Below are 24,861 nucleotides of genomic sequence, written 5' to 3'. Positions count from 1 at the left end.
AAAAAATGGCGAATTTAAATATAGACGCAGTTAAAGACATTTCCTACGATGCCATCATCATTGGCTCGGGGGTATCTGGCGGTTGGGCCGCAAAAGAACTTACAGCTAAGGGACTTAAAGTGCTGATGCTTGAAAAAGGTAAGAATCTGGAACATGTAACTGGCTACGAAAATGCCTTAAAGGCTCCCTGGGAGTCGGAATACAACGGAAGGCTGACCGTAAAACAGAAAGAAACGCATCCATTCCTTTCCCGGGATTACCCGTACAATGAAATGACGGAGAAATACTGGATGAAGGATTCGGATTCTCCTTATGAGGAAAAGAAGCGGTTTGACTGGTTCCGTCCGGATATCGTAGGTGGAAAATCCATCATGTGGGGCAGGCAATCGTATCGCCTCAGCGATCTTGATTTTGAAGCAAACCTGAAAGATGGCATCGCAGTTGACTGGCCGATCAGATATAAAGATATTGCTCCCTGGTATTCGTATGTGGAAAAACACGTTGGAATATCGGGAGAGAAACTTGGCTTACCACAATTGCCCGACAGCGATTTCATTCCGCCGATGGATATGTATTTTGTGGAGAAAGAAGTAAGAAAAAGACTTGAAAAACAATTTCCGGGCCGTCACATGACTATCGGGCGGGTTGCCAACTTGTCGCAGCCAACCAAAATACAGCTCGAAGGCGGACGTGGGCCATGTCAGTATCGCAATAAATGTTCGCTGGGCTGTCCCTATGGAGCGTATTTCAGCACGCAATCGAGTACTTTGCCTCCTGCTGTAAAAACTGGCTTACTTACACTTCGCCCTGATTCCGTTGTACGGGAAATTGTTTACGACAACAAAACGCAAAAAGCAACCGGCGTACGCGTGGTCGATTCGGTTACTTTGCAGGAAAGAGAATACAATGCAAAAATCATCTTCGTTTGCGCCAGCGCAATAGGCTCTACCCTGGTATTGCTAAATTCCACCTCAGATCGTTTTCCAAACGGACTTGGTAATGACTCCGGTGAGCTGGGTCACAACCTAATGGATCACCATTTCCGTACGGGTGCGAGCGGCACTTGGGAGGGTGACCTGGACAAGTACTATTTCGGACGTCGTGCTAACGGGATATACATTCCACGTTACAGGAATGTCGGTTCCGATAAACGTGATTACCTCCGCGGATTCGGATATCAGGGTGGCGGTGGTCGCCAGGGATGGCAGCGTAACATTGCCGAACTTGCTTTTGGTGCCGATTTTAAAGAAGAACTGACGACTCCGGGCAACTGGACAATGGGCTTTGGTGGCTTCGGAGAAACGCTGCCGTACCATGAAAACTACATGTATCTCAACAAGGAAAGAAAAGACAAATTTGGCATGCCAACTGTGGTCTTCGACGCCGATTTGAGGGAGAACGAGCATAAAATGAGAAAAGACATGGCCACTGATGCGGCTGAAATGCTGGAAAAATCAGGGTTAAAAAATGTCAAAACTTATGATAATGGTTCATACCTGGGAATGGCTATTCATGAAATGGGTACAGCAAGAATGGGGCGTGATCCGAAAACGTCTGTACTGAATGGCAACAACCAGTTGCACGCTGTTAAAAATGTGTTTGTGACCGACGGAGCAGCAATGACCTCTGCATCCTGCGTGAACCCATCGCTCACCTACATGGCACTTACAGCAAGAGCCGTTGACTTTGCGGTGAAAGAGTCGAAAAAGAAGAATTTATAATTGTGAGGAGTTATAGAAGATATAGGAAGTTAGAGGAGTTAAGAAATCAAATCTTTTCTGACCCAAATATGAAAGCCGGTTGCAGCAATGTGACCGGCTTTAACCGTTTATAGCCAATTTTAAAGATTTGGAAAGTCCAGAACGTTCTCTATAAAATTTTTACACCCGCCTCTTTAAAGCTGCTAAATTTCTCATTAGCGATTTCCATCTCTGTAATGATGTAATCCAGATCCTCAATCGGGCAGACCCTATATGACTCAAAAGTGTTCAATTTATCAAACGTACTCAATGCGATTGACACCTGGGAATGCTGTAACATCGTCTGTTTCAATTCTGCTTCTTCCATAAAACTCGCAGTAACACCTTTTTCAGAATCCAGTGCACAAATCCCCATAAAATAGAGATCCGCCTGGAAATTCTCAGCCATTTTTATAGCCCGCATTCCAACAACGGTCTCCGATTCTTTCAAATATTTACCTCCTAAAACGATCAATTCTACACCCGAAAAAGCAGATAGCAAGGGAACAATCGCAACATTATTGGTAACCACCGTGAGCTTAATGTCAGTAGACAAAAGAGATACCAGCGTGTAGACCGAAGTTCCACCATCCATAAAAATCGTTTGTCCCGATTTAATCAATGTTTGGGCTTTTAACGCAATGATTTCCTTATCATCCCGGAGTTGTCCGATACGTTCCTTAAAAGTGAGCGGATTGTGAGTACGGGGAATCGCCCCGCCACGTACTTTTAACAGTAAGCCGTTATTGGCCAGGGTCTCGATATCTCTCCTGATCGTATCTTCGGAGACTTTAAGCGCGCTGCTTAGTTCAGCGAAGCCGACCTCATTTTTGTCCTGTAATTCTTCAAGAATGTAATTGAATCTTATTTCCCTTGCCATGATAAAATTAACATTTTGCAAAAATATGCAAATTTGCATATTTTTGCAAAATCAGTTTAAACGAATCAAAATGGCTAGCTCACAATCAATTGGTACGGACAAAAAAACGCTTTCCGCGCGGAGAGCCACCCTTTTGATATTTCTTGTATGTGGTGTAGGTTTATCCAGTTGGGCACCAATGGTTCCGTTTGCCAAAACCAATCTGGCACTTGACGATGCAACCCTGGGAGTTATCCTGCTTTCACTCGGAGCCGGTGCCATTCTCACCATGCCCATGGCCGGGATGCTTATTAATAAATACGGCAGCAGGAAAGTGATGCTTACCGCAGCTATTGTTATTGCGATCATTCTTCCTCTCCTTTTGCTGGCATCTTCCGGTGTGCAGCTCGCCGGTGCATTGTTTGTATTCGGGGCTGCAATTGGCTCTATTGACGTGGCTATGAATGCGCACGCTGTTTTGGTGCAGGAGCGTTATGGACGCCACATCATGTCTTCCTTTCACGGATTATTTAGTGTTGGAGGACTTTTTGGCTCCATTGGGCTCGGCTTACTCATCAGGTATGCCGGTGTTTCGCCTACTGTTGCAGCCGTGAGCATCTCTGTATTGTTACTTTTAATAGCAGTAAGTCAATACAAATATTTGCTACCTCATTCAGAAGAAAACTCAGTTGAGTCGTTCAGTTTTGTTGTTCCAAGAGGACCGGTGTTAGTACTGGGTTTGATGTGCTTCGTATTCTTTTTGGCAGAAGGTGCTATTTTGGATTGGAGCGGCGTCTTTTTACAATTCAACCGCGGTTTCGATGCTACAATGGCAGGACTCGGTTATGCCGCATTTTCTATTGCAATGGCCGCAATGCGGCTAACCGGAGACAAAATGGTGCACAAAATGGGTTCCCGCAAAGTAGTTGTTTATGGTGCATTGCTCGCCGCAGCGGGTTACCTGATAGCAGTTTCAATACCGTGGCCGGGAGCGGCACTCATTGGATTTGTGCTTGTTGGCCTTGGAGCAGCCAACGCAGTGCCGGTTTTTTTTACAGCCGCAGGCAATATTCCGGGAGTTGCTACTTCTGTTTCTATTGCTGCGGTAACCACACTTGGCTATTCAGGACAGCTGGCGGGGCCTGCATTTATCGGCTTTATTGCTGAGCTCACCTCCCTTCCATTGGCTTTGGGGTTGGTTGGCGCACTGCTACTTTTGGTCGCGGCTACTTATACGGAGAAAGACAAGTGATCCCGATAAGAAAAGAGAATGTAGCAGCTAGAACGCTTCACCCGTAAATAGGTAGAAACCAGGCCCTTCTTTTGTGAAGCCAACATCCAGTCGCAGGTAAATGTCTTTTTTGGCAAACAATAGGTAACGTAAACCCACTCCGCCGGAAGGTCGAATGTGTTTCCAAGAAAATTCATTCACTTTTGGAGCTACCACAGCGGCCGCACCAAAAATAGTACCTCCGAAGCGACGGCTGAATTTAAAAGGAAGCCAGCGATGCTCCGCCTGGGCTGCGATCATATTTTTATCCCGGTATCTTCCCGAATAGTACCCGCGCATGATCATCTCGCCACCCATAAGCGCCAACTGATTAAACGGGACATTTCCCGACATGAAGTTCCCATAAACCTGCCATGCAAAAACGTTTCTCGCATTGGTAGGATGTGAAGATCGAACATCCAGATTGAAACCGTAAAAGTTATTGTCACTGGCAAGTGCCTTCCGGTAGGTAAGAAAGGACAACTCAGCAAACAAGCCCTTACGTACGTTGAGCACATTATGCCTGTTGTCATAAACCATCGCGGCACCAAGTCCGAGGTTCCTGCCACCATTACTGCCTAAAGGTGGATCATAAACATGGTGATTTTCTGGTTGATTGAACTGCGTGTTGTACAACTGCTGGTAATCGAACTCCGGCCCGATAAACATATTTGGTACGATCTTCCGAAGTATCCTTTGACGTAAAAGCAAATAATTGGCATCGATGAGAGCGGGCTCATGACCATCTGTTTCAGGGCCAATGCCATAATACAACAGTGGAAACCTCTGAAACTTTGTTTTACCCAGGAAAAACCAATTGTCATGGTCGCCGTAAATGGCGTTGTCCAGCCATATACCATATTGCCCTTCGAGCGTAATGAAAGTGAAAGCATTCACCTCGCTCAAACGATTGAGGGTGTCATTCTTTGCCTGAAAAAGCAGAAGCGAGGAAAATCCGAACTCAAAACTTGTCTCAGGTGAATAAGCCAGCGTTGGGTAAACGCGGAAACTGGGTTTACCAGGAGCCGTGGTGTCGGATATGGTTTTGTTGATAAACCGCCTGAGCCAGCCGTTTTTATCCTGTCCAAAAGCATCTTCGACTGCAACAAATGACAGTAAGAAAATGCAAGCGTATTTAAACTTCAATTTAACGTGTAATTAGATGAGCCCGGACCACGGTCTGGAAATTTCATATAAAAATCACGCCAGACCAAATCTGATTGACATTTCACAAATAACTCAGCCACCATTTCTTCTTGTTATGCATTTTGTATTTCCAGAACCATTTGCATGGCAGATAAAGAATCAAAACGATTCCCAACCATATCAGGTATACATATCCGAGTGCAAAACCAAAATCGAAAGGACGGAACTGGAAAAATAATTTTGGATCTGTTGCCTGACGCCAGGTGTAACCGGATGCCAAAACAGCAAGGGCGCTAAGTGTATGAATAAGGTAAAAATGAATGATAAAATAGAAAAAGGGCACTCTTCCATAAACTGAAACGAATTTGGTGATCCGGTTTTCGGCATGATCTGTAAATGCCAGCAGGATTAATAACGGCCCCTGCGTCATTAAAGTGAACATCAGAGATGGCGGATACTTGGATACGTTGAAGAAAGACAAGACGGTGCGCCAGCTTTCACTTTGAACAGACCAGGGTGCAGGATCTCCGTAGCCATTGATGCCCCTCAGCAGAAAGAACATTGCAGTACCTGCCATCCCAACGGATAGTAAGATTTTTTTTCGCCTGGCCGGATCATAATCTTTGTGAAACAAACTACCTAAGCCGTATCCGGCTAGCATAAGGCCAGTCCATGGCAAAATCACGTATAAAACCGCTACCGTTTTCCCCCCTCCGATCGGATAAAACTTCCCTGCTGCCGTAAAAAACACATTCATTAAAACGTCAGCAGGAGAATTGGGAGAAAGGCTGATATCATCCAGCAAATTGTGTCCGAATATCAAAACCAGACCTATTGCCAGGATACCTTTTGCAGGAATAAACCTTACCAGCAAAGATAAAATGAGCATACTCATGCCCAGCGCCCATATGACCTGCAGGAAAAAAACCTTATAAGTTATGTCGAAAGACAAGGCAAAAGTAACAAACACAACTTCAACAAAAACCAACCACAATCCCCGTTTTGCAAGAAAATTCCCGGCTTCGGCAAGTGTTTTTTTTCTACCCGACAAGTACGCTGATATACCCGAAAGCAGCAAAAACGAAGGTGCGCAATAATGGGTGATCCACCTCGTAAAAAAGAGAATTGGTGTACTCGTGACCGGATCCACCGGATTTCCGGTGAAGGCTTCTATGTGGAAAAAATCACGCACATGATCCAGAGCCATGATGATCATGATGATTCCTCTAACTGTATCGATGGAGGTTATACGAGATCGCGATTCGATTTGAGACATGAGCAGACAGGCAAGTTCAGGTTTTCTGAATTCAAAAGTACCTGCTATCCAATGTTTAATGCAAAACCATGAACAATTTTTAAAAATGCCACTGTCGTTTAATCCCAGCTTACCAACCTATTGAAAACGCAGCCTCCCATTTCTCCCGCAACCGTTCTCCATTCCAGTTGCCTCAATCAAAAAAAAGTCTCCGGCCAATCAGTTAAAATAATGTTTGTTATAGGAATACACTTTCCATTCACTGTTACTTAATCGCATCCAGTTACGGTAGTTGAGCGCTTTCACAAAACGCGGCTGAGGATCGAAAACAGGTTTTAATTCCCTGCCCCATTTTGCCTCCTCTCCTGAATACATCACCGCATAAGTTAATGTGTCCTCGCCTGCCTCATTACCTGAGCCTGAATTTTTATTCCGGACAGTTACCGAATGATCATCTTTGTAAAACCAAAGCGTTATGGCATGTTTACCGTCGTTAAGGGCGTAGTAAAAACGCGGATTATTCTGATAAATAAGAATGGGCTTATCGGGAAGTGTTCGGATAAACTTCCATATTTCCGTTGAATTGTCAGCAGGTGTGACAGATGTAGCAACCACAGCAAATGCATTAATCACAAGCAGCGGAATCACCACCCCAGCAATTGCACGCTCACTTTTTGTTATTCTGGCAAGATACTGCAGGGTTGCTGACACCATAAACGGAACAAATACCAGAAGCGGATACAGGAACCGGGTCTCTTTGTGCCCGATCAGAAAATGGGCAATCAGAAATGGAAAAAAGACCCAGGTAACAGGATGCCTGAACTTAACGAATGCAAAAAACGAAATCATCAGTAGCAGCGCCCCATTCAAAATGATCATGTACTTACTGAAATCTATCTTACTGAGATACCACCACCAGGGCTCCACACCAAAACTCGCCGCTTTTCCTTCCATCAAATTTACGTAGAAGTAATTCCATGCAGAGGACACCCATTCGCCATAAAACCAGTGATCCAGAAAAAATCCAATAACCAGCACAAAAGCAAACCCCATAAACATGGATAGCCAATATTTAAATAATTTGAAGTGAAATATCAAAAGCCATAAGGCAAGCCCGAAAATCATGATGGCAGTTTGATACCTGAACAGGAAGGAAAGACCAAACAAGGCCCCCGCAATAAAAGACTGTTTAAATGATATCGGAGAAGAGTCACCTCTTCTTACAAAAGGATACAAGTAAGAAAAAGCCAAAACGTAAAAACACGAACTCCAGTTTTCTGAGGAGAAACGCGTGGCTGTAAGCGGAAAAATATAGAGAAAGAACGAAAGCAAAATATACACCCATTTGAAAAATGGCGAAGTAAATTCTTTTTCAAGCACACGGTACAGCCGGAATGCAGAAAAGACAAAAAGCATTGAGCTGATTAGTCTGGTCAAAAACGCTTGATCGAACGGATCCGAAATACCGGCAAGATCAAAAAAATTGAGCAACATCAGTGCCAATGTGGGCTGGAGTGTGGGTCGTAATCTGGCTTCAAATTCCCAGGGAAGATACTTCGCGTCAAGCAAACCTCTCTTATAGTTCGCAAATTCCAGGATCTGGAAGTGCTCATCGTGATGAATGCAACCAGCAATTACATAAGCACCGACACTGTATAGCAAACAGATAAACAAGAATATTAAGAGGTGCCTAAGTTTAATCATAACGTATCTATGTACAAATCGACGCCAAAAATAGTAAATTATCTCTCATAACAAATTTACGGTTTCCGATAAAAATCCAATTCCGATATGGGAAGAGTCAATAAAGAATTCCTCACTAGCTGAACAATATTCTTTTCAATCCTGATTTTGTACCCATTTATTCCTGACAGGATCACACGTAAAAAAATGCCGGAATGATACGGGATCATTCCGGCAGTCTTATCTGAGATCGCACATATTTTAAATCAATCTCTACTTTCCAATCTTTCTGTCAATCCCTAAGATTTCTCCCGCATAGGTTTGAGTGCTTTTGTCCACTTCAATAGTTCATCGAGCATCTTTGCAGCGGCGTCTTGGGATATCTCATTCACCACCAGTTCATTTTGCTCATTGATGTTTTCAGTAAAAAATGGAAGGTTGACCGCCTCTGGTAACGCCACAGTTTTAAATACGGCAAGATCACCCTTCAGACAACTTGCGGCGCGCGTTCCGGCTGACACGCCCCCATAACTAACAATTCCGGCAGGCTTGTACCCCCATTCTTTCACCAGATATTCCAGTGCGTTTCTCAGCGGTGCCGGGTAATTGTAATCATACTCAGCAGCAACGAAGATAAAAGCATCTGCTTCATCAATCACAGCGCTCCATTGCTTGGTATGTTCATGTTCATACTGCTGCAAAGAGGGATGCCTGGGCTCATTCATCATCGGCAGATTGATCTCACCCAAATCCAGCAGCTCGACATCAAAATGTCCGTATGCTCTGGCGACTTCTAATATCCATGCCGCAACAACGGGTCCTTTTCTTCCTGGCCTCACAGTCGAGGAAATTATTTTTAATTTATACATACATATATTTTTAAATTCAAACCAGTCGACGTACACCGCGTTAGTCTATAAGCTTAGTCGTACACAATATTTATGCCTGATCCGCTCATTTTCAAAGATTTTACGCCAATCAGCCAGATCCAACCACAATGCCTTTAAAAAAAATGACGACCGAAACGATAGATAATCGTCTTACGGTCGTCATTTTTTTGAAACTTATTGCCTTGTTACACCTTCTGGTGGATGGTTAATTGTTTAAAGCGGTTACTTCGGTCCGAATTCACCATCTGCAATGATCGTCACTTCTTCGCTTAACATAGGCGGGGCGAATTTTGGTCCGATGCTAAAGTCAGCACGTTTTACAGTTCCGGTAGCACGAAATCCTGCCACCTGTTTTTTAGACATATCATTTGTAATTGTTCCTCTGTACCACAGCTCCATTGTCACCGGCTTGGTCACTCCGTGCATAGTCAGGTTGCCAGTTAACTGATATTTGTCTTTCCCGGCGCTTTTCAAACCTGTACTTTTAAACTTGATCTCGGGATTGGTAACTGCATCGAAAAAATCAGGTGATTTGAGGTGATCGTCACGTTTTTCAATCCCGGTATTAATGCTCCCGGTCTTGGCCGTAAGCTCAAAAACCGCGTCACTGAAATCCGGCTTCGTAGCGGAAATGGTCGCGTCAAAATCTTTGAATGCGCCACTAATGGTGGAAACGCCAAGGTGGGTGATATCAAATTTCAACTGAGAATGCGCTTTGTCATTCTGCCATGCCTGCTGAGCGTAAGCTCCCATTGAAATGGCTACGAACTGAATAATAAAAAATACTTTTTTCATAAATCCTTGCTGTTTAAACCGAGTGATTTGAAAATATTTACCACAGTTAAGGTAAACATTTTTGTTGTTTATAGCTACGACTAAAAAAGTGCGCCCGCTAAAAAAACAAATCCCGGACTGACTTTCAGCCAATCCGGGATTCATCCAATATCAGTCGTTTTGTTACAACAATGCAGCACCAAACACCCCTGCACTATCGCCAAGCCGGGGTTTTAAAATTGGTGTTGTAATCATCCCCTTGTTAAATATATACTTTTTTATGCGCTCATAACCAGCCGTATACAGCAGATCAATATTGCCGACTCCACCGCCAATCACGATCAGCCCAGGATCCAGTACATTGATAAGCGTTGAAATGGCACGACCGTAGAATTCCAACAAACGCTCAATGGTTGCACTCGCGTGTTCATTTTTTCCTGTCTGATATTCTTCCAGGATGGTCTTCAGAGATAATTTTTGGCCACTGATTTTCTCATAGTAACGCTCCAAAGCAGGACCGGCGATTACCTGTTCCACACAACCCGCTTTTCCACAATAGCATGAATCCCCGTTTTCTTCCAGAATGTTATGACCCCATTCTCCGCCAATACCATGATGCCCGCCAATGATCTTATTATTCACTACCAGTCCGCCACCTACACCGGTACCCATTATTACACCAAAAACCACCTCTGCTCTCGGGTAGTCTTTACCAGCTCCGATAAGTGCCTCGGCCAACGCAAAACAATTGGCGTCGTTAGCCAGCTGACAAGGGATTCCAAGAATCTCTTCCAGGTCCTTCTTCATCGGTTTCCCGTTTAGACAGATTGTGTTCGAGTTCTTCATTAACTGAGAATCCGGCTCAAGTACACCAGGAGTTGCAAACCCAATTTTTGAAGGGCGCTCTCCCACCTGCTCTGCTACCATGTCAATCAACTTTTTTATCTGAGACAAAATGTGCTCATATCCCTTTGCCGATTCCGTAGGCAAACGCATCCGTACAACTACTTCCAGATTATTAGCTGAATCCAAAACGGCACATTCGATCTTAGTGCCTCCTAAATCTATTCCCCAGAGTTTCATATTTCTTGACTGTTTGGCTTTTGCCCAATGGCTGTCAGCCTTCTATTAATTTACCAATTATATTTTTTGATATGCCCTCGTTTGTGTTCTCACCAACGAGTTTCTTTTCTATTTTACCATCGTTTGTGTCTCCACAAACGACTCTCTTTTCGCCCTGAACTTGCCGAAAAAGCCTGCGCTTCAAGGTTTGTGAGGACACAAACCTCGGCAGTGCGGACACAAACCTTGGCGACTAAGAAACAAACCTTGGCGATCAAGACAGAGGTATTAGCAGTCCAAACATATACCACGCCGGTAACATCTTAACTACCTAACTTCCCTTAACTCCTCTCCCTCCTACTTCTGCACCTTATAAAACTTATACCCGAAAAAGAAAATTACAGTATAGCAAATGATTGGCAAGTAATAAGCTACTGCCACATCATGCTCGGCAACTGCGCCCATCGCAAACGGGAAAAACGCACCACCTACAACACCCATAGAAATGAATGAAGATGCTTGTTGCGTATGAGCTCCGAGGTTTTTTAATCCCAAACTAAAAATGGTTGGGAACATAATACTGAAAAAGAAGTTCAGCATCATCAACGCTATAAACGAAGGCCATCCCCAGCTCTGCGCAATAATTAAGCACATCACGATGTTGCACGCGGCAAAAATGGCTAGTAGCGAAGGAGGCGCAATGAAGCGCATCAGAAATGTGCCGACAAAACGACCAATCAACATCAGCACAAAAAACAAGATCATGTAATTTCCTGCTACCGCATCGGTAAAGCCCATTTTCTCATGACCGTAATTGATAAAAAACGCCCATGTACCAGCTTGCGCTGCCACATTGAAAAACTGTGCTAACACAGCCCATTTAAAATGTTTGTGTTGGAAAAGTGTTTTCCCAGGTGCAGTGTCCACATTAGCTCCCGGCGTATCTGTTGTAGCATGCGGATCGGTAAGTGCAGGTACTTTAACGAAAGAAAAAAGCACAGCGATGGATGCGATTACGCTTCCTATAACGATGTATAGTGTTTTGACCGAAGTAAGATCTGAACTACCTTCCACGTTGTTTCTCAACAAGAAATAAGATCCGACAGCCGGTCCGATGATCGTCCCAAGAGCATTAAAAGCCTGCGCAAAATTGATCCGCAAATCACTTGTGCGTTGGTCTCCAAGCGAGGCTACAAATGGGTGTGCTACCGTTTCAAGTGTAGAAATACCGCATCCGAGAATAAACAGCGCTATACCAAAAAATGGGAATGAAGCAGCCGCAGCAGCTGGTACGAACAGAAAAGAACCGGCGGCAAAAAGCGTAAGACCAAATAATACGCCGTTTTTATAACCGAACCGTTTCATGAATAATCCGGCTGGAATACCCATTACACCATACGCCCCGAAAATAGCGAACTGCACAAATGCCGACTGTGTTTTGGTAAGACTTAAAGTATGCTGAAAGTGTTTGTTCAAAACGTCGCCCATGGTAATGGCAATACCCCAGAACATGAAAAGGGACGTAACAAAGATGAGTGTGATGAGGTATTTCTGATCTGTGAACTTGGGTGGCGCCGCCGAATCAGCAGGCGAAGAAAAGTTACTCATTTAGCTGAAAAGTAAAATTAAATGTAAGGTAGGTTCTATTTTCACAAATGTAAGTCACAGAAAGTTAAAAACTACCCAGGGTTTAAATTTTTGGGCAATTGCTAAATAAGTACGCCTACATCCCATTCGAGTCGACATTCTGCCTGAAATCAATTCCGAAGTGAGGTTTGTAAATTCTTCTAATACACCAATCGTCCTGCCGCAAACCACCAGCATTGGCAGCTTATAACAGGACGATTGCAACAGAAAATCAATAAATTACATCACCGCATAAGTTTTCAACTGCAACTCAATAGCACTGAGCTGTAAAAACATCTCCTCACGGTATACATTCGTCTGGTTGGTCAGCTGCGGAATGAGTTCTTTGTAATACTCTATTCCTACTAAAAGCTGATCCTTAAACTTTTGCAGGTACTTTTTCTTTTTCTCGTTGATGACCTGAGCTTGTGTTTCAATATCTTTCCGATAATGCTCCATGTAGAGATTTAGCTCATTGATAAACATGTTCGGACGGTTCACGTCGCAGAGCAAATCCAGTTTACCGTAAATGTGTTTCACCATTTCATCCAACGAATAAACTTTAGAAAACCAGGCCAGATTTGGACCGGGGCAAATCGAAACTGCATGATTTTCACGAGGTGTCAACAGTTTGTTTTTCAGCAAAGTTGACGTGCTCAATCCTTCACACAAACACAGCTTTTCGGTAATGTTGTTGAACTGCTGATCGTAATCCGCTGGTTTTGGCTCAATGGACTGCAACTGTTTGATTTTCAGATTCTGATATTCTCTTGAAGCTGTACAGATCGGTTCCTTAGTAAACTCGGTATTCGATACCAGGTATTTTTTCTTACACGGACTGCCCGGTTTGCCTTTTGTAATTCTTTCCAACCGTTGTTTTTCAGCACTGCTTTTTTTGAAATTATTAAAGAGAACACCGAGTGGCGAAGAATTGCTTACATAATAATCCTCACTTTTAGCGCTGACAAGGTCTTTCAGTGTTTCATCATCTACATTGGTTACTTCCGGCACCAGCAAAAACGGACTGCCCCAACCGGTTGCGTCTACTTCGTAATGATCCATTAAGAAACGATCTTCTTCGGCTGTCCCAATTCCGCCTTGTACCGTAATGCGCTGCTGTGGAGCTGCATGTATTTCAATTTCTTTTGTCGATAACGCCACACAGTATAAACCATAAAGCTCAGTCAGCATTTCATGCTTACGGATTTTAAACTCTTCCAGAATAGGCCCTAACAAATAGCCTTCTGTCGCAAATGCGTGCCCTCCGCAATTGAGACCAGATTCAATACGAAACTCTGAAACCCAGATTCCTTTTTTCGCCAAAAACTTTGCCTGGATAAACGCAGAGCGGAAATCGCTTACTTTAAGAATGATTTTTTTGATCAAATGACCATTTTCGTCAGGAAAAAAATCAGGAAAGTTTTCGAGATAATTATATAATCTAGGGTTCATTCCTGCCGATAATACCAAAGAGGAAGTTAAAGTACTGTTGGCAAATCCGCGCAAGGCAGCGGAAGCATCGGAAAATTTATCGTCGAGCGGTTCACCATATACATCCGTATTCAACTTATCTACCTTCGACATGATGTTCACGTCAATCGCTCCTTTTGAAATCTGCTTTCTGAGCTCCGACTGAAAAGCATTTTTTGCTTCGCCATCTGGCATTTCAAGCATTTGCAGATAATCTGTTTTTAGTGGAGAGCTATCCGGGAGTAATTCAAAATATCTGGTAATATCAGTCCCAGGTTCGAAAGGTTCGTTTTGCAAACGCTTGAAATGGTTGTCGATGATCCTGTCCATCAAATCCAGATAAGCAGTGATCCGTTTACTACGAAAATCGGTGTCACTCTTGGAAATCGGTACAAAAACTTCATTGTGCTGAATGGTATGATGTTTTCTCATCCGCTCAATCATTTCGTCGTCGACAATGGAGGCCACGGACGAAATTCCGAATGGAGAAACTTTGATGGGCGTATCAACAGAATAGCCCAATCCGAGAACCGGAATATGAAAAGTATGCGTTTTGTTTGTCTGGATCATGATTTGCCGGGAGCAATAAATTTGAAGATCCAAAACTATAACACCGCAGGTTCAGAAAAATTGACCTGCGTTAGGCACAAGGCTGATAAAAATCAGGGAAGCATTATAGAATATCTAAATGCCCAGTTCAGCACCTGTTTTTTCAAGCCAGAGTCTTGCCATCAATTCATGACCTGCCGGCATGGGATGAATGCCATCCCAAATCCAGTATTCCGCAGGCGCTTTGGCAAGAGCTTCGTTGAAAGCAGACTGGAAAGGAACATGAATAGCTTTGAACTCCGTTGCCAGTCGTTTTACCACTTCCTGTCTTTTTCCGACTTCCAACTGATACAATTCCCATTTGTCTTTTACCCTTCCGACTGGCAAAATGAACGGCTCTCCAAGTACAAGTCTGACATTTGGAAGCTTCTCTTTGGTTTCTTTCAGCAAAGCCCGATAGTTGGTTTCAAAATGTTCTACCGTACGTTGCGTATCGCCTTTAATGAAAGCTTCTGTATCATTTATGCCAACCAAAATACTTAGCCAATCCGGTTCGAGGTCAATGGCATCGGCTTGCCAGCGTTGCGCCAGATCCATAACCTGATTTCCGCTGACGCCTCTGTTCAGGAAATGAAATCCTTTGTCCGGATGTTCATACCAGAGTTTGCTTGAAATAGTGTACGCATAACCGTGTCCCATCACATGGTTCCAGTCATTGTTTCGGGTTCGATTTCCGTCCGTGATTGAATCTCCCTGAAAAAGTATTGTCAAGCCGTTCTGTGAAGTCTCACTGCGACCAGCACTCAGCGATTTCGCACTTGTAGCTCTTACCGATAAACTCGTTATGGCGGTTGCAGCCAATATATTTTTCAGGAAAGTTCGGCGTAAGGGCATTGTTGTATTCCGAAAGTTGATCGACTATTTTTCAGAAACCTTATTGAAAAAATTACTCATAAACAGCATTTGATACTGTACAGCATTTTTCCAGTAGGGCCAGCTGTGTCCGCCTGGGCGGGAGATGTAATCGTGGGGAATGTTCCTGTATACCAATTCCTGATGCAGGTTTTCATTTACTTTATAAAAGAAATCGTCTGTACCGCAGTCGATGATGAGTGCGAGTGAATTTGGTGTTAGTAAATGCAACAGATTAATCACTGTATTTTTCTCCCAGTTTTCTGGTTTTTCGGCATAACTTCCAAGACGCTTCGCCATATCCCAGTTGTTTGGAAAAGGACGAATATCTACTCCTCCGCTCATGCTTCCGGCCGCTCCAAATACATCCTGATGTTTAATTCCAAGATACAATCCACCATGGCCTCCCATGCTCAAACCTGTGATGGCTCGCCCTTTTCTATCCTTGATCGTTTTGTATTTGCTGTCAATAAAACCGACCAGTTCTTTGGAAACATAAGTTTCATATTTGAATTTATCATCAACCGGGCTATCCCAATACCAGCTGCTGTAACCTCCATCCGGGCACACAATCATGATGTTATACAAATCAGCGGTTTTCTGAAAACCATCTCCTTTTTTCAACCACCCGTTATACCCATCGCTGTAACCATGCAGCAAATACACCACAGGCATTTCTTTCAATGATTCATAATTATCGGGACGCACCACCACCGCTTTGATTTTCTTCTTCATCGCATTGCTGTATGTTTCGACAGTGTCGATAATGGAGGCGTTGGCTATCGAAGAATACGTTGAGAAGGCAACTAGTAGAAGGAAAAAGTATTTTTTCATTTTTGAACACACAATAGGAAACCAGTTTATGAATGAGAATCAATTCCAAAGATATGAAAACCGTATATTTACTTCCACCTAAATCCCACGCATCAACAAATTAGTAACAATGCATAATGTTGTAGGTTTTCATTTGAGATAATTTTCTACAACTGAAAGCTCTTATCGCAACTTGTTACATACCAATTATGTAGAATGCGGGGAAAGATTGGGGCTAAATATGCCTGGCATTTAAATTGGATAAGAAGGTTATAACAACATATCATCTTACTAACCTAAATATCACTACAATGGGAAATCTTCTTTATACAATAGCCGTTATCCTGGTTATTCTTTGGTTAATCGGTTATTTCGGATTTGCAAGCTTCGGACTTGGTAACATCATCCACATTCTATTAGTTATCGCAATCGTGGCCGTTATACTTCGTGTGATCAGAGGAGACAGGGTGGTTTAAAATATTGACTAGCAAAAAACTCCGGGAATCCTTAGATTTCCGGAGTTTTTTGTGCCAAAGCAAACGCAATGAACCACGACAAAATTTACAAAAGGAAAGACGGCAGTCAGGTCAAGATTTCAGTCTGGCTTTATGTACATGAAAACAAGTCGAACTGGGGCTATCTCATTTTCCTGCGTGAAGCCAATTCTGATCGGTGGCTGGATCCTTTCAGCGACCGCGATTACCTCGCCCGAGTAATGAAGCCCAAGTTTATAGATGGCCTAAAAATGGACACCTTCGACAACTATGTATCTGCCGACGAAATTCGTGCAGCAAAACTTGAATTATGGCAGAAAATTAAACCGAACTAGTGCAAGTCAGGAGTTAAAGGAGTCAGGAGTTAACAGTAGTTAAACTCAGGACCCATAATTCAGAAGTTAACAGTTAACAGTACCTCAACTACGGACTCGTAGTAAAGTTGTTACCCTTAGATTTACAATTACTTAACACCTGCTCGGTCGTTCTGTGAACTGTTAACTAAAAACTGTGTACTACGAGAAAACTCAAAGTATATCCTTCAAAATTACCCACACATTATCAGCCAGAATCCGGTGTCCTTCCGCTGTTGGATGTATGCCGTCAGTCTGGTTCAATTTAGCTTCTCCACCTACACCTTCAAGCAGAAAAGGAATCAGTTTGATACTATTCTTGTCTGCAAGTTCTTTGTAAACCGCCTTGAATTCGTTGGAATAAGTCTTCCCCATGTTCGGTGGAATTTGCATTCCGGCAAGCACAAGCTGCGCATTCGGATATTTCGCTTTTACCTTATCCAGTATTGATTGAAGATTTTTACGGGTTTCCGTAACAGGAATACCGCGCAGACCGTCGTTGCCGCCAAGTTCCAAAACAAAAATATCCAGTGGCTGTTTCAATAACCAGTCAATCCTACTGTTTCCGCCTGCGGTAGTTTCACCGCTAACTCCTGCATTAATTACCTTGTAGGCCAATCCGAGTGAGTCAATTTTTTTCTGAATTAACCCTGAAAACGCCTGAGATGGATCATCAAGACCGTAACCAGCGGTAAGGCTATTTCCAAAAAATACGATTGTCTTTTTTGCTGCCGCAGGTGTTTTAGCCGATCCTTGTGCAGAATCTTTGCCGTTTTCTTCACTATTTTTTTCCGAATTGCAGGAAAACATTAGTGCTGCCGATAAAAGCAGGACAAAAAATGATTGTTTATATTTGATAAAACGAGACTGGATAAGCATATCAGGCATATTAATTTAAAGATTTATTGATACCAAAACATAAAAGTACGGAATGTACAATTGCCCTCACATTACCGCCGTTCATTTACCGTAAAACGCCGCTCAAACCATAATTATATACAAGGTCGCCGTTGTAAGAACCAAAAGTTTTTAAACACGGTTGCCAAAGCTTAGCACCACAGTAAACTTAAAAAAGATAAATCATTGATGGATACCATACTCAGCCTGCAAGATGTAGGTAAAATATACCAAAGCGGCAACCGCTCACTCACTGTTCTTGACAACGTAAATTTCTCTATCGATACCGGCTCGACGGTTTCCATTGTAGGACCTTCGGGAAGTGGTAAAACAACATTACTTGGTCTCTGTGCCGGTTTAGATCGTGCGAGTTCCGGTATTGTGGAACTGCACGGCACCAAATTGAATGGGTTGTCGGAAGACCAGCTGGCCGCTGTACGTAACCAGTATATCGGTTTTATATTTCAGAATTTCCAACTGATGCCGACACTTACCGCACTGGAAAACGTGATGGTTCCTTTGGAGCTGCGCGGCGAAAAAAATGTAAAACCACGTGCATTGGATTTGCTCGACAAAGTAGGTCTGGCTGAAAGAAGCCATCACTACCCTACTCAGCTCAGCGGTGGCGAGCAGCAACGTGTGTCTCTTGCAAGGGCTTTTTCCAACCGTCCGAAAATTCTTTTTGCCGACGAACCCACAGGAAATCTGGATGCAGAAACAAGCGAAAAGGTAGTCAAACTTCTTTTTGAATTGAATAGAGAAGCAGGGACAACATTGGTGGTTGTAACGCACGACCTGGATTTGGCAGCCAAAACACAACGGATCATCAGAGTAAAAGGAGGAAAGATCATTTCCGATGCACCATCGTCCGTTCAAAATCAGTAACCACAAAAAATTTATCATTCAAAGTATTTCAAATGAATCAGGAAGGATTAAATTTTTCGTGGCTGTTACAAATGGCTTGGCGCGATAGCAGGAAGAATCGTTCCCGTTTGCTACTCTTTATTTCCTCTATTGTGCTCGGCATAGCCGCACTGGTGGCGATTTATTCTCTTGGAGATAACCTCAGGCAAAACATAGACAACCAGGCCGCCACACTCATTGGGGCAGATCTGGCGCTTTCAGGCAATAAGGCAGTGGAAGGGAAAGTGAAGACAATGGTTGACTCTCTTGGAACCGAAAGATCGGAGGAAAGAAGTTTTGCCTCCATGGTCTTGTTCACCAAAAGCGGGGGCAACAGATTGGCTCAGGTGAAAGCACTGCAAGGAAATTATCCCTACTACGGCGAATTGGAAACAATTCCCGTTCAGGCTGGTAAGGATTTCAGGAATAAAAAAGAGGCTTTGGTAGACCAAACCCTCATGCTGCAATACGAGGCCAAAGTGGGCGATTCCATCAAGGTAGGAGAAGTAACTTTTGCCATTGCCGGTATATTACAGAAAGCACCGGGTCAGACCGGACTTACCAGTACTGTGGCTCCTTCGGTTTATATTCCGATGCAGTATCTTGATGAAACTGGTTTGATGCAAAAAGGGAGTCGCGTTGCTTACCGATACTATATAAAATACGCACCCAAAACGGATGTAGAGGCATTGACAAAAGTGCTTGAACCACGGTTTGAAGATGCTGATCTTGATTACAAAACGGTGCAAAGCCAAAAAGAAGATACAGGCAGATCCTTTCAGGATCTTACTCGCTTTCTGGCACTCGTTGGTTTTGTTGCACTACTTTTAGGTTGCATTGGCGTTGCAAGTGCGATTCACATTTACATCAGGGAAAAACTAAGTTCAATCGCTATCCTGCGTTGTTTGGGCGTGAAAGCATATCAGGCTGTGTTGATATACCTCATTCAAATAGTCGGAATAGGAATTCTCGGATCAATTTTAGGAGCCATTCTCGGAACTGCAATCCAGCAATTTTTACCCATTGTCATCAAGGATTTTTTACCATTTGAATTGACGACAGATATTTCCTGGCTATCTATCGGTCAAGGTCTCGCGATTGGAACGTTGATATCGATACTGTTTTCTTTGCCACCACTTTTATCAATCAGAAAGGTTTCTCCACTCAATGTTTTAAGAGCAACTTCTAACGATTCTAAACCGGAACGCGATCCTGTGACCTGGCTGCTTTACGGACTTATCATTCTGTTCATTTTTGGCTTTTCATTTTTGCAAATGCGTACCTGGGTTGAGGCGCTCGTTTTCACGGCGGGTATTTTAGCATCATTCATTGTGCTGTACCTAACTGCACTGCTGCTGATGTGGCTCACCCGTCGCTTCTTCCCGACATCCTGGAGTTATCTCTGGCGGCAGGGATTGGCAAATTTGTTTCGTCCTAATAACCAGACCGCCATTCTCATTGTTTCAATCGGACTTGGTACTTCGCTGATATGTACGCTGTTTTTCACTCAGACCATCCTTTTAACAAGAGTGAATTTATCTACCAGTGGAAACCAACCTAACATTGTGCTTTTTGATATTCAGCCTGGGCAGAAGGAAGAAGTACTTGCATTGGCTAAATCGCAAAACGTCCCGGTGAATCAAAGCGTTTCTATTGTCAATATGAGACTGGAAGAAGTGAATGGAAAAACGGCTGCCGATTTCAAACAAGACACCACCGACAAACAATCGGGTAGAATATTTGGAAGAGAATACCGCGTTACTTTTCAGGATTCGCTGACAAAATCAGAGAAACTGGTAGAAGGTAAATGGGAAGGAGTTTATAAAAATAACGGCTCCCTCATTCCGATATCTATGGAACAGGGGTTTGCAAAACGAAGTGGACTGGCATTGGGCGATACCATGACCTTCAACGTACAGGGAACCATGATGCAGACTTACGTTTCAAGCATGAGGGAAGTGAACTGGGGCGAAGTGCAAACGAATTTTCTGGTTGTGTTTCCGACAGGTGTTTTGGAAGAAGCACCACAGTTTCATGTAATGCTCACACATGTGCCTAATCCGGCAGCATCGGCCAAATTCCAGCAGGCTATTGTGCAACAATTTCCCAACATCTCCATTATTGACCTTGCTCTCGTACTAAAAGTACTGGACGACATTTTCAATAAAATCGGTTTTGTGATTCGTTTCATGGCAGGGTTCAGCATTCTAACCGGCCTAATTGTACTCATCGCTTCTGTCATGATCAGCAAGTATCAGCGTTTGCAGGAAAGTGTTTTGCTTCGAACATTGGGAGCAAGTCGTAAACAGATTTTCACGATAACCGCTTTGGAATACTTCTTCTTGGGAGCCCTGGCTGCGTTCACCGGAATACTCCTCGCATTTGCAGGAAGCTGGGCTCTGGCCAAATTCAGTTTTGAAGCAGAATTCAAACCCGATTTTTTACCGGTTGCCGCACTGTTCTTTTTTGTATCAATTCTCACTGTAATCATTGGGCTCATCAATAGTCGCGGAATATTATCACAGCCACCCCTGGAAGTTTTGCGCCAGGACACATAACTGATTTTTGTAAGAATACTATAGTTCAAAAATAGCTGTCAGCCCTAAAAAGGTTGGCAGCTATTTTTTTTGGTAAAACTGGTCAACTAAACTTTTAGCATCGCAGCTACACTTCCAATTCTGCAAACGTTTGCACTGATACGTTATAGCTTTTATCATTATATTTTCATTTGTCTGTTCGCGCTTCTTTATAACATAATCTTAACCGGCAATTAACAGTAAAGTAACATTGGTGACCTTAATTCGCTACCTCATAAAACGAATTATAACTTCAAACAAAACAATGAAATAGTCCCAAAATTCTTCTTATTAATTCTATTACACTCCAATTAAGGGTCATCTTCCCGCTCTTTGTGACCGAACTTAACTTTTTTTACACATTACAAAAAATTACAAACGTTTGCATTTAACATTCGGTATTTTACATTATTTATATCAATAATACAATTACTACCTTGTAGCATATTTGCAACCCTAATTGTAGCCAGAGAGCTAACTTATTCACATTAAACATTTACTAATCAGTTGAGTTTATGAAAAAAACATCGACCTTTTCTATCGAAAGGCGATTACTTCGGAATAGGCTGTTTCAGCTAACCGCAATTTGCGGCCTGTGTACAACCTCTTTTGCAGGAACATCGCCCATCGGCAATCCATCTGGTATCGTTATGGCCCAGGAAATTACCCTTTCAGGTAAAGTTGTGACAGACGGAACCAGCGAAGGTCTTCCTGGTGTGACTGTATTACTTACCAATGAAGACGGCTCCGGTCAACAAGGTGCAACTACGGACGAATCCGGAAAATTTTCGTTTGCCAGACTTCAGACGGGTTCAAAATACAACCTGCAACTGAGCTATATAGGATATGAAAAACAATCTGTGACTGGCTACCTGCTCACAGAATCCAACGCAACTTCCCTGGTTGTCAACCTGAAAGAATCGGCTTCTAACCTGGGTGAAGTGGTGGTTGTCGGATACGGAACGACATCCAAGAAGGACATTACAGGTTCTGTAAAGTCACTTAAAAGCGCAGAATTCAACTCAGGGATTATCAATTCGCCTGAACAACTTTTGCAAGGAAAAGTATCCGGGGTGAACATCACTTCTGCAACAGGAGAGCCGGGTGGTAAAACCAGTATTACCGTTCGTGGTCCGGGTGGTGTACGTACAGGAAGTTCGCCTCTTTTTGTTGTGGACGGAATGGCACTTGACAACAGCGGAACAGGTGGTGACGCCAACCCGCTCAACTTCCTGAATCCACAGGATATTGAGTCTATGGATGTTTTGAAAGATGCATCTGCAACGGCTATTTACGGAGCACGTGGTGCAAATGGTGTAATCATCATCACTACGAAAAAAGGAAAATCGGGTCAGGGAAGTGTAACTTATTCCGGAAGCCTTGGCATTTCCAAAATGGCTCGTCCCTTGGATGTACTTTCAGGGCCTGAGTTTTTGGCAGAAGCAGCCAAACTGGGAAGCACTGTAATTGATGGTGGCGCGGACACCGACTGGCAGAAAGAAATTTCCCGCACGGCAACCACGCATAACCACAACATTTCTCTTGGCGGAGGAACAGACAAACTGACCTACTACGGTTCATTTGGTGTGCAAAAACAACAGGGAATTCTAAAAGGCAGCCAGCAGGATCGCTACACTGGAAGAATAAACTTGTCTCAGAAGCTGTTTGAAGACAGAGTAACCATTGACGTGAATCTGAATGCGAACAATACGACCACCCTTCGTCCAAATAATCAAAGCCTTATTGGAGCGGCAGTTTCGGCTAACCCTACGTATAAAATCTATGATGACAATGGCGAACCTTATCAGTATCAGGATGGAACAAACCCATTGATTATTCAAAAGTTGTATAGAGAAAAACTCGTAGTGAATCGTGTGCTCGCCAGCATATCTCCTTCTGTTACGATCTTCAAAGGTTTGGTGTACAAGCTTAATTTCGGGATAGATAATGCTACATCTGTCGAGAACAAACAGTGGAGACCTAATGCTGTTCCGTACGAAATTGGACGTCTCGAAGATCACCGCAAGACTAATACAAACCGATTGATCGAAAACTACCTGACGTATACGTTCAATAGCAAAATCCACAGTTTTTCAGCGTTGGTGGGTCATTCATACCAAAAAATATCACTTCAGGGAAGCAATTACAGTATTGAGAAATTCCCGATTTCAGACATTGAGCCTATTTACAACCCAGGCTTGGGTCAGGATTTGAGTATGGTTTTGAACAAACCAGGTGGCTTTGCAACCGTGAACGAACTGCAATCCTATTTTGGACGTGTAAATTATGGTTTTAGGGATAAATACCTGGTAACAGCCACTTTACGTGTAGATGGTTCTTCCAAATTCGGAGATAACAACAAGTACGGGGCTTTCCCTTCTTTCTCGCTTGGATGGAGAATATCCGAGGAAGATTTCATGAAGTCGGGTCCGTTCTCTGACCTGAAACTGAGAGCTGGCTGGGGAAGAACTGGTAACCAAGAAATCCCTTCTAAAATTACTCAGGCGCGATTCACGTCATCCGTTTCTGCACTTACAAGTTATCCGCTTACTCCAACAGGTCCATATCCAGGCGGTACTACTTACACCCGTTTAGCCAATCCGGACATTCAGTGGGAAGTATCAACACAGACAGATATCGGTTTAGATTTCGGCTTGTTTAGGGGACTGTTAACTGGTGAGATTGACTACTTCAACAAAGTATCTGAAAAAATGCTTTTAGAAGTAATTCCAGCTGACCCTGTTCAACCAGCGGGTTCCTTCTGGACCAATGTTCCTGATATGCGTATTATTAACAAAGGGGTTGAATTTGACCTGAATTTGAGAAAATCACTTGAAAACGGACTTCGTTTCTCGGTTGGCGGTAACATGACCTTTATCAAAAATAAAGTTGAAAACTCACCATACTCGGTCATTCCATCAGGTGCGGCACAAGGTTCTGGTTTGACATCTGCAACCATCAATGGTTACATCAACAACCAACCAATCGGCGCATTTTTCCTGAAAGAATTTACAGGATTTGACGACAAAGGAATTAGTACTTACAGAGACGTGAACGGAGACGGAATTGTTACAGACAACGACCGTATTGTTGCCGGAACTGCATTGCCAACCAGAATGTACAATTTCAGTGGTAACGTGAGCTACAAAGGATTTGATCTTACAGCAAACTTCAATGGTGTTGGCGGCAATAAAGTATATGACAACACTGCAAACTCAAACTTCTACAAATTACGTCTTTCCAAAGGTTTGAACGTAACACCGGAAGCTTTGAGCCAGTCTGCTGAGTCTGTCAACAACTCCGCTCCTGTATCAACAAGATTCCTGAAAGATGCTGCTTACCTGCGACTTAACAACCTTTCGTTGGGGTACAACCTGAACACCACCAAAATTGGTATCAACAGATGGATTCAAACAGCACGCGTATCTGTGACAGGACAGAATCTCTTCCTTTGGACCAAATACAATGGTTATGATCCGGAGGTGAACAATGATCGTCAGATCAACGGAATTACATCTTATGGAGTTGACTACCTAAGCTATCCGAAGGCTAAAACAGTAATTTTTGGTCTTAATCTTGGCTTTTAATTA

General features: G+C 43.2%; 19 protein-coding genes. 7 read left to right on the top strand and 12 right to left on the bottom strand.

Annotated features, from left to right (window positions below; all coding sequences use genetic code 11):
• The first annotated feature begins 5 nt into the window (after positions 1-5).
• The gene (locus LZG71_RS07620; RefSeq protein ID WP_233818672.1) at positions 6-1,721 is read left to right on the top strand and encodes a GMC oxidoreductase; all 1,716 of its coding nucleotides are present in this window, start codon (positions 6-8) and stop codon (positions 1,719-1,721) included.
• Positions 1,722-1,869: 148 nt separating this feature from the next.
• Here the strand turns inward: LZG71_RS07620 and LZG71_RS07615 are convergent, their stop codons facing one another.
• Entirely contained in the window at positions 1,870-2,619 is a 750-nt protein-coding gene (locus tag LZG71_RS07615; protein WP_233818670.1) for a DeoR/GlpR family DNA-binding transcription regulator, read from the bottom strand.
• 70 nt (positions 2,620-2,689) lie between these two features.
• Between LZG71_RS07615 and LZG71_RS07610 the strand changes: the two genes are divergently transcribed.
• Positions 2,690-3,850 carry an MFS transporter gene (locus LZG71_RS07610; protein ID WP_233818668.1) on the top strand — a complete coding sequence of 387 codons (1,161 nt, stop codon included), beginning with the start codon at positions 2,690-2,692 and terminating at the stop codon, positions 3,848-3,850.
• Between the two features lie 27 nt (positions 3,851-3,877).
• On the opposite strand, the gene LZG71_RS07605 is transcribed toward LZG71_RS07610, so the two are convergent.
• From LZG71_RS07605 to LZG71_RS07560, 10 genes are all read right to left on the bottom strand, one after another.
• Entirely contained in the window at positions 3,878-5,014 is a 1,137-nt protein-coding gene (locus LZG71_RS07605) for a BamA/TamA family outer membrane protein (RefSeq protein ID WP_233818666.1), read from the bottom strand.
• 82 nt (positions 5,015-5,096) lie between these two features.
• The gene (locus LZG71_RS07600) at positions 5,097-6,290 is read right to left on the bottom strand and encodes a DUF1624 domain-containing protein (protein ID WP_233818664.1); all 1,194 of its coding nucleotides are present in this window, start codon (positions 6,288-6,290) and stop codon (positions 5,097-5,099) included.
• Positions 6,291-6,488: 198 nt separating this feature from the next.
• Entirely contained in the window at positions 6,489-7,973 is a 1,485-nt protein-coding gene (locus tag LZG71_RS07595) for a hypothetical protein (RefSeq protein ID WP_233818662.1), read from the bottom strand.
• Positions 7,974-8,251: 278 nt separating this feature from the next.
• On the bottom strand, positions 8,252-8,821 hold the full coding sequence (locus LZG71_RS07590; RefSeq protein ID WP_233818660.1) for an NADPH-dependent FMN reductase: 570 nt from the start codon (positions 8,819-8,821) through the stop codon (positions 8,252-8,254).
• Between the two features lie 243 nt (positions 8,822-9,064).
• Positions 9,065-9,637 (bottom strand): YceI family protein, encoded by a 573-nt coding sequence (locus LZG71_RS07585; RefSeq protein WP_233818658.1) that lies wholly within the window; start codon positions 9,635-9,637, stop codon positions 9,065-9,067.
• A gap of 162 nt (positions 9,638-9,799) precedes the next feature.
• The gene (locus LZG71_RS07580; RefSeq protein WP_233818656.1) at positions 9,800-10,699 is read right to left on the bottom strand and encodes an ROK family protein; all 900 of its coding nucleotides are present in this window, start codon (positions 10,697-10,699) and stop codon (positions 9,800-9,802) included.
• Between the two features lie 336 nt (positions 10,700-11,035).
• Entirely contained in the window at positions 11,036-12,286 is a 1,251-nt protein-coding gene (gene fucP / locus LZG71_RS07575) for an L-fucose:H+ symporter permease (RefSeq protein ID WP_233818654.1), read from the bottom strand.
• A 258-nt stretch (positions 12,287-12,544) separates the two neighbouring features.
• On the bottom strand, positions 12,545-14,344 hold the full coding sequence (locus LZG71_RS07570) for a hypothetical protein (protein WP_233818652.1): 1,800 nt from the start codon (positions 14,342-14,344) through the stop codon (positions 12,545-12,547).
• A gap of 114 nt (positions 14,345-14,458) precedes the next feature.
• Positions 14,459-15,217 (bottom strand): SGNH/GDSL hydrolase family protein, encoded by a 759-nt coding sequence (locus LZG71_RS07565; RefSeq protein WP_233818650.1) that lies wholly within the window; start codon positions 15,215-15,217, stop codon positions 14,459-14,461.
• Positions 15,218-15,241: 24 nt separating this feature from the next.
• Positions 15,242-16,069, bottom strand: a complete 828-nt coding sequence (locus tag LZG71_RS07560) for an alpha/beta hydrolase family protein (protein ID WP_233818648.1) — start codon at positions 16,067-16,069, stop codon at positions 15,242-15,244.
• Positions 16,070-16,359: 290 nt separating this feature from the next.
• Between LZG71_RS07560 and LZG71_RS07555 the strand changes: the two genes are divergently transcribed.
• Complete coding sequence (locus tag LZG71_RS07555) at positions 16,360-16,524, top strand: lmo0937 family membrane protein (RefSeq protein WP_233818646.1); 165 nt, start codon at positions 16,360-16,362, stop codon at positions 16,522-16,524.
• A 68-nt stretch (positions 16,525-16,592) separates the two neighbouring features.
• A complete protein-coding gene (locus LZG71_RS07550) occupies positions 16,593-16,877 on the top strand; it encodes a hypothetical protein (protein WP_233818644.1) in 285 nt (94 codons plus the stop codon).
• Positions 16,878-17,069: 192 nt separating this feature from the next.
• On the opposite strand, the gene LZG71_RS07545 is transcribed toward LZG71_RS07550, so the two are convergent.
• Positions 17,070-17,774 carry an arylesterase gene (locus LZG71_RS07545; protein ID WP_233818642.1) on the bottom strand — a complete coding sequence of 235 codons (705 nt, stop codon included), beginning with the start codon at positions 17,772-17,774 and terminating at the stop codon, positions 17,070-17,072.
• A gap of 207 nt (positions 17,775-17,981) precedes the next feature.
• Here LZG71_RS07545 and LZG71_RS07540 point away from each other — a divergent pair, with 207 nt between their 5' ends.
• The 3 genes from LZG71_RS07540 to LZG71_RS07530 all read left to right on the top strand — a co-directional run bounded on the left by LZG71_RS07540 (position 17,982) and on the right by LZG71_RS07530 (position 24,858).
• Positions 17,982-18,677 (top strand): ABC transporter ATP-binding protein, encoded by a 696-nt coding sequence (locus tag LZG71_RS07540; protein ID WP_233818640.1) that lies wholly within the window; start codon positions 17,982-17,984, stop codon positions 18,675-18,677.
• Positions 18,678-18,709: 32 nt separating this feature from the next.
• On the top strand, positions 18,710-21,253 hold the full coding sequence (locus tag LZG71_RS07535; RefSeq protein ID WP_233818638.1) for an ABC transporter permease: 2,544 nt from the start codon (positions 18,710-18,712) through the stop codon (positions 21,251-21,253).
• A gap of 668 nt (positions 21,254-21,921) precedes the next feature.
• A complete protein-coding gene (locus tag LZG71_RS07530) occupies positions 21,922-24,858 on the top strand; it encodes a TonB-dependent receptor (protein WP_233818695.1) in 2,937 nt (978 codons plus the stop codon).
• Positions 24,859-24,861: the final 3 nt, after the last annotated feature.

It is taken from the genome of Dyadobacter sp. CY312, from assembly GCF_021390535.1.
GTDB lineage: Bacteria > Bacteroidota > Bacteroidia > Cytophagales > Spirosomataceae > Dyadobacter.
Note: the sequence above shows the minus strand (reverse complement) of the source record. Positions and strands in the feature narration are given on the sequence as shown.

Bases quoted from the DNA above. Each gene is read 5' to 3' on its own strand.
- LZG71_RS07620 (WP_233818672.1), top strand. From the start codon at position 6: ATGGCGAATTTAAATATAGACGCAGTTAAAGACATTTCCTACGATGCC.
- LZG71_RS07615 (WP_233818670.1), bottom strand. From the start codon at position 2,619: ATGGCAAGGGAAATAAGATTCAATTACATTCTTGAAGAATTACAGGAC.
- LZG71_RS07610 (WP_233818668.1), top strand. From the start codon at position 2,690: ATGGCTAGCTCACAATCAATTGGTACGGACAAAAAAACGCTTTCCGCG.
- LZG71_RS07600 (WP_233818664.1), bottom strand. From the start codon at position 6,290: ATGTCTCAAATCGAATCGCGATCTCGTATAACCTCCATCGATACAGTT.
- LZG71_RS07595 (WP_233818662.1), bottom strand. From the start codon at position 7,973: ATGATTAAACTTAGGCACCTCTTAATATTCTTGTTTATCTGTTTGCTA.
- LZG71_RS07590 (WP_233818660.1), bottom strand. From the start codon at position 8,821: ATGTATAAATTAAAAATAATTTCCTCGACTGTGAGGCCAGGAAGAAAA.
- LZG71_RS07585 (WP_233818658.1), bottom strand. From the start codon at position 9,637: ATGAAAAAAGTATTTTTTATTATTCAGTTCGTAGCCATTTCAATGGGA.
- LZG71_RS07580 (WP_233818656.1), bottom strand. From the start codon at position 10,699: ATGAAACTCTGGGGAATAGATTTAGGAGGCACTAAGATCGAATGTGCC.
- fucP (WP_233818654.1), bottom strand. From the start codon at position 12,286: ATGAGTAACTTTTCTTCGCCTGCTGATTCGGCGGCGCCACCCAAGTTC.
- LZG71_RS07570 (WP_233818652.1), bottom strand. From the start codon at position 14,344: ATGATCCAGACAAACAAAACGCATACTTTTCATATTCCGGTTCTCGGA.
- LZG71_RS07565 (WP_233818650.1), bottom strand. From the start codon at position 15,217: ATGCCCTTACGCCGAACTTTCCTGAAAAATATATTGGCTGCAACCGCC.
- LZG71_RS07560 (WP_233818648.1), bottom strand. From the start codon at position 16,069: ATGAAAAAATACTTTTTCCTTCTACTAGTTGCCTTCTCAACGTATTCT.
- LZG71_RS07555 (WP_233818646.1), top strand. From the start codon at position 16,360: ATGGGAAATCTTCTTTATACAATAGCCGTTATCCTGGTTATTCTTTGG.
- LZG71_RS07550 (WP_233818644.1), top strand. From the start codon at position 16,593: ATGAACCACGACAAAATTTACAAAAGGAAAGACGGCAGTCAGGTCAAG.
- LZG71_RS07545 (WP_233818642.1), bottom strand. From the start codon at position 17,774: ATGCTTATCCAGTCTCGTTTTATCAAATATAAACAATCATTTTTTGTC.
- LZG71_RS07540 (WP_233818640.1), top strand. From the start codon at position 17,982: ATGGATACCATACTCAGCCTGCAAGATGTAGGTAAAATATACCAAAGC.
- LZG71_RS07535 (WP_233818638.1), top strand. From the start codon at position 18,710: ATGAATCAGGAAGGATTAAATTTTTCGTGGCTGTTACAAATGGCTTGG.
- LZG71_RS07530 (WP_233818695.1), top strand. From the start codon at position 21,922: ATGGCCCAGGAAATTACCCTTTCAGGTAAAGTTGTGACAGACGGAACC.